This is a genomic window from Pseudobutyrivibrio sp. AR14, from assembly GCF_900101325.1.
Classification (GTDB): domain Bacteria; phylum Bacillota; class Clostridia; order Lachnospirales; family Lachnospiraceae; genus Pseudobutyrivibrio.
Genome location: NZ_FMUY01000012.1, coordinates 40,976 through 52,811 on the forward strand (window position 1 = coordinate 40,976; position 11,836 = coordinate 52,811).

At 40.1% G+C, this 11,836-nt stretch carries 12 protein-coding genes; 1 reads left to right on the forward strand and 11 read right to left on the reverse strand.

The genetic code is table 11. From position 1 onward, the window contains the following. Positions 1-277 precede the first annotated feature (277 nt). On the reverse strand, positions 278-1,294 hold the full coding sequence (gene gap / locus BLP50_RS10820) for a type I glyceraldehyde-3-phosphate dehydrogenase (protein ID WP_090154613.1): 1,017 nt from the start codon (positions 1,292-1,294) through the stop codon (positions 278-280). A gap of 134 nt (positions 1,295-1,428) precedes the next feature. Next, the gene (locus BLP50_RS14335) at positions 1,429-1,572 is read right to left on the reverse strand and encodes a hypothetical protein (protein WP_176753760.1); all 144 of its coding nucleotides are present in this window, start codon (positions 1,570-1,572) and stop codon (positions 1,429-1,431) included. Between the two features lie 21 nt (positions 1,573-1,593). Here BLP50_RS14335 and BLP50_RS10825 point away from each other — a divergent pair, with 21 nt between their 5' ends. Beyond that, complete coding sequence (locus tag BLP50_RS10825; RefSeq protein ID WP_090154615.1) at positions 1,594-2,400, forward strand: histidinol-phosphatase HisJ family protein; 807 nt, start codon at positions 1,594-1,596, stop codon at positions 2,398-2,400. Between the two features lie 23 nt (positions 2,401-2,423). Here the strand turns inward: BLP50_RS10825 and BLP50_RS10830 are convergent, their stop codons facing one another. The 9 genes from BLP50_RS10830 to BLP50_RS10870 form a co-directional block, all read right to left on the reverse strand. After that, positions 2,424-3,011 carry a sigma-70 family RNA polymerase sigma factor gene (locus tag BLP50_RS10830; RefSeq protein ID WP_090154617.1) on the reverse strand — a complete coding sequence of 196 codons (588 nt, stop codon included), beginning with the start codon at positions 3,009-3,011 and terminating at the stop codon, positions 2,424-2,426. A 16-nt stretch (positions 3,012-3,027) separates the two neighbouring features. Next, entirely contained in the window at positions 3,028-3,777 is a 750-nt protein-coding gene (gene rlmB / locus BLP50_RS10835) for a 23S rRNA (guanosine(2251)-2'-O)-methyltransferase RlmB (RefSeq protein ID WP_090154619.1), read from the reverse strand. A 9-nt stretch (positions 3,778-3,786) separates the two neighbouring features. After that, complete coding sequence (locus tag BLP50_RS10840) at positions 3,787-4,227, reverse strand: Mini-ribonuclease 3 (protein ID WP_090154621.1); 441 nt, start codon at positions 4,225-4,227, stop codon at positions 3,787-3,789. Next, positions 4,212-5,627 (reverse strand): cysteine--tRNA ligase, encoded by a 1,416-nt coding sequence (gene cysS, locus BLP50_RS10845; RefSeq protein ID WP_242869259.1) that lies wholly within the window; start codon positions 5,625-5,627, stop codon positions 4,212-4,214. The genes BLP50_RS10840 and cysS overlap by 16 nt, the downstream gene beginning before the upstream one ends. A 206-nt stretch (positions 5,628-5,833) precedes the next feature. Then, positions 5,834-6,382, reverse strand: coding sequence for a 2-C-methyl-D-erythritol 2,4-cyclodiphosphate synthase (gene ispF / locus BLP50_RS10850; protein ID WP_090154624.1), 549 nt, complete (start codon positions 6,380-6,382; stop codon positions 5,834-5,836). A gap of 160 nt (positions 6,383-6,542) precedes the next feature. Further along, positions 6,543-8,105, reverse strand: a complete 1,563-nt coding sequence (locus tag BLP50_RS10855) for a DUF3298 and DUF4163 domain-containing protein (protein WP_176753761.1) — start codon at positions 8,103-8,105, stop codon at positions 6,543-6,545. 155 nt (positions 8,106-8,260) lie between these two features. Continuing rightward, positions 8,261-9,343, reverse strand: a complete 1,083-nt coding sequence (locus BLP50_RS10860) for an HD-GYP domain-containing protein (protein ID WP_090154628.1) — start codon at positions 9,341-9,343, stop codon at positions 8,261-8,263. Between the two features lie 103 nt (positions 9,344-9,446). After that, positions 9,447-10,730: a PhoH family protein gene (locus BLP50_RS10865; protein WP_090154630.1), complete on the reverse strand. Its 1,284-nt coding sequence runs from the start codon at positions 10,728-10,730 to the stop codon at positions 9,447-9,449. Positions 10,731-10,933: 203 nt separating this feature from the next. Then, positions 10,934-11,821 carry a ribokinase gene (locus BLP50_RS10870; RefSeq protein ID WP_090154632.1) on the reverse strand — a complete coding sequence of 296 codons (888 nt, stop codon included), beginning with the start codon at positions 11,819-11,821 and terminating at the stop codon, positions 10,934-10,936. Positions 11,822-11,836: the final 15 nt, after the last annotated feature.

Below are 11,836 nucleotides of genomic sequence, written 5' to 3' on the forward strand. Positions count from 1 at the left end.
CTGTTACGTTCACAAGCCTTAGTGTTTCTTCATTCGACTAACACGTCTCATTCAGAAACCTAAGAGCTTGTTATCTACAGGCTCATCTAAGCACAAAATGATAGTTAAATTGTACGGGAAATGTCCCATAAATAAGAAAAAAGGGTTCGGTCCATAAGGACCGGACCCTAATAAATCCAAAAATTCGGATATTTGGCCATATGCAAGGCATGTGAGCGACGCTGTACTAAGTACTGCGAGCGAAACATAACGAAGCAGATGGGCAAATAGACAATTTTTATGCTAACTCTGAGAAGTACTTAATTGTACGTACCATCTGTGATGTGTAGCTGTTCTCGTTATCATACCAAGAAACAACCTGTACCTCGTACTGATCATCAGAAACCTTAGAAACCATTGTCTGTGTAGCATCGAAGAGAGAACCAAATCTCATACCTACGATATCTGAAGAAACGATTTCATCCTCGTTGTAACCGAATGACTCGTTAGCTGCTGCCTTCATAGCTGCGTTGATACCCTCAACAGTAACGTCCTTCTTGTTAACAACTGCTGTAAGGATTGTTGTAGAACCTGTTGGTGTAGGAACACGCTGAGCAGATCCGATAAGCTTTCCGTTAAGCTCTGGGATAACAAGACCGATAGCCTTAGCTGCACCTGTTGAGTTAGGAACGATGTTAACTGCTGCTGCACGTGAACGACGAAGATCACCCTTTCTCTGTGGGCCATCAAGTGTCATCTGATCACCTGTGTAAGCATGGATTGTTACCATGATACCAGACTGGATTGGAGCGTACTTGTTAAGTGCGTCAGCCATAGGTGCTAAGCAGTTTGTTGTACATGAAGCTGCTGAAATGATGTTATCAGAAGCCTTAAGTGTTGTGTGGTTTGTATTGTAAACGATTGTAGGAAGATCGTTTCCTGCTGGAGCAGAGATAACAACCTTTCTAGCACCAGCATTGATATGAGCCTGTGCCTTTTCCTTTGATGTGTAGAAACCTGAGCACTCAAGAACTACGTCTACCTTAAGGTCTCCCCATGGGCAATTGTTTGCATCTGGGAATGCGTAAATCTTGATCTCCTTGCCACATACGATGATTGAATCATCTGTAGATGAAACCTCATCAGCGTGCTCGTACTTTCCCTGTGATGAATCGTACTTTAAAAGATGTGCTAACATCTTTGGGCTAGTTAAGTCGTTGATTGCTACTACTTCGTAACCTTCTGCGCCGAACATCTGACGGAATGCAAGACGTCCGATACGGCCAAAACCGTTGATTGCTACTCTTACTGCCATTTTTAAATCCTCCTAAAGATTCTTTTAAAAAATTATTTTTCTGGGCTAACCATGAAATTAGCCCCGTATGCACTTTATTTTATACAAAAGCACTTTATAATTCAACCCCAAAATCAAATATTGTTAAATTTTTCTCAATCTGCTCTAATCTTACCACCACTCTTATAAAATAGTGATAAATATTCCTCATCTTCTGCCTTGATTGAACACATCACTTCATTTATTATTAATTTACTTAAAAGTGTGGCATTTCTATATGTCATAATTACTGAATTCATCTCACAAAGGAGGGACTTATAATGCTATGGGATAACCACATGCACAGTTGGTTTTCAGGGGACAGCGATACGGACCCACTTGATATGATTAAGGCTGCCAAGGCAAAGGGCTTGCGGGGAATCACTTTTACCGATCATCTCGATTTATATTACCCAAAGGAATATGGTTATTTTGAGCTTGATGTTGAAAACTACTTTACCAAACAACACGCTACTGCTTTAGAGATTTCAGATGATAGTTTTACAGTTCTCACTGGTATAGAAGTAGGCATCCAAGAAATAGCCACAAAAGAAAACAATACTATAGTAGAAACCTATCCTTTTGATTTTGTTATAGGAAGCACCCACCTTATATATGGCAAGGACCCATATTTTCCTGGTACATGGGAGGAGGTTGAGCCTCAAAAACTTATGACAACTTACTATGAGTGCATCCTTGATAACATAAACAGCTTTATGAATTTTGATTCTATCGGACATTTGGATTACGCCTTTAGATATTCACCTGATCCTCTTTTTAAGAATAACACCTACGAGCCATATAAAGAGGTTGTAGATGCCATATTAGAAAAGCTAGTCAAAAACGACAAGGCGCTAGAAGTTAATACAGCTGCTTTCAGAAAAGGTATGAACAACCCAAATCCGGCAGCTAGTATAATAAAACGATACCATGACCTAGGGGGAAAGCTTATCACAATCGGAGCAGATGCTCACGTCACCGAGGACGTAGCAGCAGACTTTGATAAGGTTCCTTCTATATTAAAGGCATGTGGTTTCAACGAGTTTGCAGTATTTAAAAACAGAAAGCCTGAACTTTATCCTCTTTAAAGGATAGAGCTTAGGCTTTATCTTTATAAATTTCGTGCTTTTTGTTTTATTCTTGTAAGGGTATTATCAATAGACTTCTCGGACTTTTCAAGCTTTGCTGCTATCTCTTTGTAATCAAAATCCTGCATATACAAATCGAATACCTGCTGCTCCATCGGTGAAAGGTTGGCTTTTAGTCTATCAATCAAAGTTGTATTTTCCTCTGCCTCAATGATTAATTCTGCCGGGTCATCAGTTGTAAACCCTGATTCTTCCATCTCGCCCCCATCTTCATCATAAAGGGAAACATAGGCATTCAGAGGAGAATGTTTTTTTCGATTGCTGGCTTCAATTGCCTTAATCATCTGTCTATCGATACACATGGAAGCAAAATGAAAAAATGTAACCTCAGAATCAGTATCATAGTCACCAATAGCACTAAAAAGTCCAATCATCCCCTCCTGGATCAGATCTTCATTTTCGCCTCCCACAAGGAAATATTTCTTGGAATTTTTAAGAACCAGTGGCTTATATTTTTCACATATATAATTCAGGATGGCCTGATCGCCATCCTGATATTTTTTTACTAATTGTTCATCTGTAAGCTTTTCATATTCCAATCTATGGTTCATAGCTCACTCCCGAAATCTATTTGCTCTTATTAATTCTTTGTCTAACAACCTCATATGCAAGAACGCCGCAAGCAACTGATGCATTAAGAGAATCAATATCGCCATACATAGGAATGCTGGCAACCATATCACAATTCTTCTTAACCAAATCAGATACTCCGTGTCCTTCGTTTCCAATAACAAGACCAATTGAGCCAGTAAGATTAAGGTCATACATAGTAGTGCCACCCATATCAGCACATACAAACCACATGCCCTGCTCCTTAAGCTCTTCCATAGTCTTTGAAATGTTGGTAACCTTTGCAACTGGAGTATAATTAATTGCTCCTGCAGATGCCTTAGCTACAGTGGCAGTGAGGCCAACTGCTCTATGCTTTGGAATAACCACTCCATGGGCACCAGCCTGGTTTGCAGTACGAATGATTGCACCAAGATTATGAGGGTCCTCTATATTATCAAGGATTATGAGAAATGGGTCCTCCCCTTTTTCCTTAGCCCTAGCCATAATCTCATCAAGCTCAACATAGTCATAGCTTGCTGCATAAGCAAGAACTCCCTGATGCTTACCAGTCTCAGAAAGCTGGTCAAGGCGTTCCTTCTTTACAAAACTAATAACTGTATCCTTGCTCTTTTTTGCCTCACGAAGAATAGTCTGCACAGGGCCATCCTTGCAGCCTTCTAAAACAAAAAGCTTATCTATAGTTTTACCAGATCTAAAAGCTTCGAGGACAGCATTACGGCCCTCAACAATTCTACTTTCTTCCATATAATTCCTCTAATCTAATATATCCAATCCCGTAAGTTCGATGCCGCGGTGAACCAATTCGCATATACGGTCCATATCTCCAGTCAGGTACAAATAGCCCATCACCGCCTCAAAGCCTGTGGCCTCAAGATAGTCCATAGTGGTGGCATTTTTAGCCTTGGTGTGAGGCTTAGAATTACGTCCACGTCTGTACCAGTCTGCCTCTTCCTCGGTGAAATCATCCATAAGTGCTGCCGCCATCCTAGCCTGTGTCGGAGCCTTAACCACTGAGCTTGCTCGCTGATGTAATTTATTGACTGCAGTATTGCCCTTGTTAACCAGAATCGAGCGAACCACCACATCAAATATAGCATCACCAATGTATGCAAGAGTCAGGGGTGAATAAGTCCTGATATCCTTTGGTTCAATATCAAATTTGCTATTTAAATAATCATTTAAACTAGCTTCCATACTACTCCTTCACGAGTATCCTTAATCTCAACGCCCTTTGCCAAAAGCTCATCGCGGATTGCATCTGCTGTAGCAAAATCCTTAGCTTTCTTAGCCTCTGCACGGCGTGCTATTGCATCATTAATATAAGCCTCAAGCTCAGCATCTACCTCAGTAGCTGCACCAAGAGCCTTGGCATGACCAATCAAATCAAGTGAAAGCACTCTATCAAAGCTCTCTACAAGAGCAAGCTTTGTAGCGTCATTAGTATCTGCCTTGAGAGCATCGTAAAGAATTGTGATAGCCATTGAAGTATTCAAATCATTTGAAACTGCCTCGCAGAACTTCTCCTCAAAATCCTTTTTCACTGTCTCATCAACTGTGCCCTCAGCCTTGAGCTCAGAGACACGCTTAACAAGCTTGTTATAAGCCTGAACTGTATTGTCTAGATTCTCCCATGAGAATACAAGTGGCTTACGATAGTGTGACTGCAAGCAGAAGAATCTGTATACAAGTGGATCATATCCCTTTTCCTGAAGAACTGAAACAGTAAGGATTGCACCCTTTGACTTTGACATCTTACCAGACTGATCGTTAAGGTGGTTGCTGTGGAACCAGTAATTGCACCACTTATGTCCAAGGTATGCCTCAGACTGTGCCACCTCATTTGTGTGGTGTGGGAAAATATTGTCTACACCACCGCAGTGAATATCCATATATTCTCCAAGGTGCTTCATAGAAATGCATGAGCACTCAATGTGCCATCCTGGATATCCTACACCCCATGGGCTATCCCACTTAAGAGCCTGATCTTCGAATTTAGACTTTGTAAACCAAAGAACAAAGTCTGTTTTATTCTTTTTATTAGTATCCTCTTCTACATCATCACGAACGCCAATCTCAAGTGCCTCTTTTTCAACAGATGATGAGAAAACATAATAATCTGAAAGCTTGCTTGTGTCAAAGTAAACATTGCCACCAGCAACATATGCGTAACCCTTTTCAATAAGAGTCTCTACCATGTGAATAAACTCAGGAATGCAATTTGTAGCAGGCTCAACCACATCTGGTCGCTTATTTCCTACTGCATCAAAATCCTTGAAGAATGCATCTGTATAGAACTTAGCAATCTCCATAACAGTCTTGTGCTCACGCTTAGCGCCAGCAACCATCTTGTCCTCGCCTGTATCTGCATCAGATGAAAGATGACCTACATCTGTGATATTCATAACGCGCTTAACATTATAGCCTGCGTACTCTAAAGACTTGATAAGTGCATCCTGCATAATGTATGTACGAATATTTCCAATATGTGCAAAATGATAAACTGTAGGGCCGCAAGTGTACATTGCAACCTTGCCCTCCTCATTAGGCTTGAACTCCTCAATTTTTCTGCTCAAAGTATTATAAAATTTAAACATATCTATTCTCCTAGTCTGCATTTGTCACTTGCAAATATTTATGTCATATATTCTACCAAGACACGCTTTCGCTCTTGTCACAACATAGCGGTACTAAGTTCGGCGATGCCTCTCTAAGTACCGATGTTGTTCAAAGGTCTTTTGTAGAACACATGCCATAAATATCTGCTTAATATATCCTAAAAATTGTATCGTTCTTACCACGGTTAGCTCTGGCTTCTCGGACAGCCTTGACAGCCTCCGCAATTTCGACCACTGTCAAACACCACATTACTGCCATCATAGAATTCATAGAGCAAACAGACTGCCTGAGCGCTAATGCCCTCCTCACGTCCTGTAAATCCAAGATGTTCCTCTGTAGTGGCCTTAATATTGACCTGCTCTACATCTATGCCAAGACACTTGGCAACATTTTCTTCCATCTGCTCAATGAAAGGACGAAGCTTTGGTCTCTGAGCAATAACTGTAGCATCAACATTGCCAACAACATATCCATGGTCCATAACCAGCTCTCTGACCTGCTCTAAAAGCTTCATGGAATCTGCCCCCTTGTACTTTGGGTCAGTATCTGGGAAATGAGCTCCTATATCCTTAAGTCCTGCTGCTCCAAGGACCGCATCTGCTATCGCATGCAAAAGTACATCAGCATCTGAATGGCCAAGAAGTCCTAGGGTGTGGTCGATTTTCACACCGCCTATAATAAGGTCTCGGCCCTCCACCAGCTTATGTACATCATAACCTGTACCGATTCTCATTGTATCTCCTATCTATATAAACATAAAATCTTTTATAAACTTAAACAATACTGAATTATACCAAAAAATCAATATCTTTAATAGCCTTTTACCAATAAATCCTATAGGTGAAAACAAAAAAAGAGATGACACTCTACCTGTCATCTCTTTTATACTCAAATCAACCTGCGTATGGCATGTCTGCGAACAGATCATATTCGCTGACACCGTCAACATATCGAACACCATCCTTGTATTCAAAGGTGAAGTATCCGCTTTCAGCTCCATCTTCTGTCATAAACTCAAGCTTGTCACCATCTAAAACAGTAGGATAAATTACTGTACCCTTTGATAAGGTCTGCTGGTTTCCATCCTTGTCTGTATATGTAAGCTTTTTAAGAAGTGTGATACCTATGGCATCGTCCCCCTTACTAGGTAAATTATCTAAGTTGTCAACCTTGTCTGTTGTGACAAATCCATTGCCATCATAGGTGTATTCCTTCTTAGCCCCCCATGAGCCAAAGGCATCTACCTTAGCCTGAATGGTGCATTTGCCATCACTGATTTCTGTAATATTTCCAGAAATCGACTGTACAAGGGCGTAATTCTTATCTGCATTATAAAGATATGTTGTGTGCCAGTCACTCATACCCGTGCAATCTAGTATGAAATAATTTCCTGTGCTACTGTGTACAAACATTGGCGAGCACATATAGTAGGCGTCATCCCCACCATTTTCTATAGCGTCATCACCAATATGTAAAATGTAGGAATCTCCTAAATCCTCGTCTGGGATAGTCTCAAGGTAAACAGGAGTCTCTTCTCCATCACCATTTACATCAACCATCTCTGCAAATCCATTTGAAGGAATCTCTGCTGTATAGAAATCTCCTTCAGGTAAATATTTTTCATCAAAACCCACTAATTTACTATATGGAATATTAAAAGTAGGAATTCCTGCTGCATAAGGAACAATCTCAGCCTGCTCAAATGCTACAACGATACCTCGCTCATTATAGTAAACACCAAGTGTAGCAAATCCACCATCAAAATGATAATCGATAGTATCCTTATAATCGTCAAACAAGCTACTTGTGGCCTCTTCAGATGAATTATCGATTCGGTTCAAAATCTCCTCTTTGACAATATCCTTAAATCCATCAAAAGAACTATTCTCCAGAATGTCACCTGTCTTAGCATCAAATGTCACGCCGTATTCATTAGTAGTTCCATGAGCACCGCCAGTGTAACTATACTCATCTATTTTAATGCTAAGCATCTTGTCATCACAGCGAGTTACCTGACAGGAAATGTCATAGCTATAGTGTGCAGTGTAATCATATACATATTCGTTTTCTGCACCAACATTATCTTCCTGGTCCTTTGACAACTGCTGGTTGGCCTTTTTAGAATCCTCTAAATAAGACTCGCAGGATTTATTAAACTGCTGAATACTTTCTGAAAAGTATTTATCAACAGCCTCCTTAAGCGCCGGATGACTGTCATCTGTAAGCTGCACGCACTTAATTCTGCCTTCAAAATACTGATAGTCACTGTCGTATTGAACAGCTGTATAGGCATACTCAGGCTCACCTGCTGGTGTAGCCTCTTCCTTCTCCTCCACAACTGTCTCCGTCTTCTGCTCTGTTTTGCCAGCATCCTCTTTTTTAGCTTTAGTATCACAAGCCCATAGGGCAATTGCCATCATTGTTACAACAAGAATGAATGATATACGTCTTTTCATATCACAATCCTCCATAAACACAATTTGTCTATAAGCTAAGTATACACATCTTCTGTACTATTTCAAGTCATACAGTTAAAATTTTATTTTTATCTCCGGGGAGCCTCTAAAAAAGGCATAAAAAAGCTAGCCATTTAAGGCTAGCTCAAAATAATCTATGATACAGAATCCATTATTACAGTTGATAAAAAGCTTGGGTCAGAAGCTAAATTAATAACCTGTCCTGACTTGATAACTTTTATAACTGGTCTAAGTGGGTAAGACTTGTTTTGTTTCATAACAACAGCCTTCTCACCTGTGCTAAGCATTACCTTTGAACCATTTGGAAATGCATTGATAACAGATAAGAAATGTCTGAAATATGTCATGTTAAATTTATTACTCATGGTAAACATGATTTCTATCGCCTGGCTAGGTGTCTTAGCCTCCTTGTAGGTGCGCTTAGTAACCAAAGCATCATACACATCTACTATTGCCAAAATCTGTCCCATCTTACCAATCTGGTCTGCCTCAAGCCCTCTTGGATATCCAGTGCCATCAAGATTCTCGTGGTGATTTAAAATACCCTGCCGCATCTCTTCTGTCACATCATTAGAATTCATAAGAAGTCTATATCCATGAACTGGATGAGTCTTAATAAGCTCAAACTCATTTGTATTAAGCTTAGATGGCTTATTAAGAACTTCTCTAGGAATCTTCTCTTTGCCAATATCATGTAGTAATCCAGATATAGTAATATCATGGACAAATTGCTTTGACTCTCCGCTGGCCTTTGCAAGAATGGCTGCCATAGTACCTACATCAACAGAATGCTTGTAAGTGTACTCATCACTAACTTTCAAATTAGCCAGATTTATAAATAAGTCCTTGGATTTATCAATAATCTGAAAAATCTCCTGACCCACTTCATTCATCCCTGAAGTCAAATACTCTACATTATCCACATCCAAAAATAGAGAGCTCAAAGTCTCCTCCGCGTATTTTTTGAATGATTCTTCAAAAATAACCGACCTGTCCGCATCTGGCATCGGTGTCTCATCCTCCACCACTATCAGCTCTGGAGTATAAGAAACAACAGCGTGAATCCTCCCCTTGTAATTGGAAAGGTTTTCAAGCATCGCCTCATCTATAATAGTCATGCGTGGACAAAGCAAAGCACCTTTGTCCGTATAAATATCAGTCTCCGTAATGCAGCCTTTTGGAAGATCTGACACATACCCTTCAATTTCTTTTATCATATTACACCCATATTAAAACAATAACGCAACCATAACAGTATAAAACGTAAAGGGGACTCAGTCAAGCCGAGTCCCCAAAAGGAGGATTTATAATACCACAAAGTTATTTGATAACTAATCTCTTAGCACCTTCGGCTGCAAGAGCACTTCGTACTGTTTCGCTCTCATCAAAAGTAATCTGAGCACATAACTTAGAGCCTTTCATTCTCTCTGCTGCAAAGGATAAACCATTATTTTTTCTATCCAGCTTAGGAGAATCAATCTGGTCTGGATCTCCAAGCAATACAACTTTTGAGCCCTTTCCTGCTCTAGTAATAATCTCAAGTATCTGTCCGATAGTACAGTTTTGAGCTTCATCTACAACTATGTATGAGTTAACAAGAGAACGACCTCTCATGTATGCAAGAGAGCAAATCTCCAGAATACCTGTCTCAAACATATCCTCAATTTGAATCTTAATCTGCTCCTTCTCTTCATTCTGGCCCTTCAAAAGTACCTGCAGGTTATCCATGAATGGAGCAATAAGAGGTGTCATTTTTTCTTCCAAATCTCCAGGTAAAAATCCCAAATCATTATCTGAAAGAGTGTTACTTCTTGTAATCATAATTCTGTCGTAACCATTGTGATAATATCCCTGAAGGCCAGCTGCCAGTGAAAGGAATGTCTTTGCAGTACCAGCACTACCTTTTAGAATAACAAGAGGGATTTCATCTGGACTGGCAAGCAGTGCATATAAAGCAAATCTCTGTCCCACATTTCTAGGCTGACAATATGGTGTGTAGTAATCTCTATCCTTTAATAGATGCCATCCGTCTTCCTTGAAAGTATAGAGAGCCGAATTGCTTCCGTCCTTGCAAATACCAAATTCATTCTCGATAAATCCCTTGTTAAATGGACTCTCGATATCCTCTGGCGTAATATCCCTACGTCCTGTGTAGTTCTCGTTATCAACAATCATTTCATTGTGATAACCTTGTACAACGCAACCACACATAGTAGCATTGATTCTCATTGAAATATCATTAGTTACAAGTATTGTTTCAAGGTCGCTTTGCTTTGCAATAGCAAGCACACCATTAATTATTCTGTTGTCAGGTCTTTCTAAGGTGAATTCCGCTGGAACCAGCTTCTCAAATTCAGATTCCTTTGCAATTTTGAAGGTGCCGCCATTTGGCATAGTCACACCGTTGGCGTAATCCCCTTCTATAGATTCGATGTTTCGGATTGACTCTCGCGCGCCATAACCCACCTCAGCATAAGCCGTCTTCATAGAGTCAAGCTCCTGCAAAGTAGTGGTGGTAATGATGACATTATTATCATCAAAACCAAACAAGGCCGAAGGGCAATGAATCAAAATGTTAGTGTCGAGTACGTAGTTTTTCTTCATAAGGGGTCACGCTCCTTGCATATTAAATTATCAGTCAGCGCTACAGTTTGTAGATAACTTTTCTGATAATTTAATTTTACCCTACTTTGCTCTTCTTCGCCACAAGATTTTGTTGTTTTTTATGATTTATCTGTGAAAAGAAGCACCACATATTGATATGTGTTTCAATATCAACATGTGGCGCCTTTTATATGCTTTTTAAACTATTCAATTGAAAAGATTTCCACCTCTGACATAAATGGAATCGACTGTGCTGCACCAGGTTTCGTCACCGCAAGAGCAGCGGCTTTGCTGGCAAGAATCAGATTAACTCTAGTAGGCATTTTCTTAATCAGCCCAGAAATAAAATAGCCTGTAAATGTATCGCCAGCAGCTGTGGTATCAACTGTGTCCACCTCAAATGCTCCCTGATAGAGCTCCTCATCACCATGGTGGTAAATAGCTCCATCCTTTCCTAGGGTAAGCAAAATCTTAGCATTTGAAAAGCTAGCTTCCATTGCCGCCACGATTGTGGCCGGAGTAGTCTTGCCTGTAAGCTGAGTTCCCTCATTTTCATTTAATACGAAAATGGAAACCTTGCCCAAATCACATTCATTTATCCTGTCATCCATTGGAGAAGGATTGAGTACAATGGTCATGCCCTTGGCAAATGCCTGATCTATTATATATGGAAGTTCATTAATTTCATTTTGCAGAAGAATAATATCCCCAGTAGAAAAATTGCTAAGGACTTCATCAACGAATTCCTTGGTGTTCTTTTGGTTGGCACCGCCATAAAGAACGATGCTGTTTTGACCTTCATTATCTACCTGAATAATTGTATGACCACATCTGCCGGTAACGGTACGCATGTAGTCTGTTTTGATTCCACAATCCTGACAGGCATCATAAAAATCCAGTCCCTCTTCGCCTACAAGGCCTGCATGATAAACTGGCACTCCAGCTCTAGCCAATGCCACAGATTGATTGAATCCCTTTCCTCCTAGATTGATTTTCAAATCCCTAGAAGAAATAGTCTCTCCTTCTCTGACAATATGGTCTACCTGATAGCTGTAATCCATGTTTAAAGAACCAAAATTTAGCACCTTCATAATGAACTCCCCCGC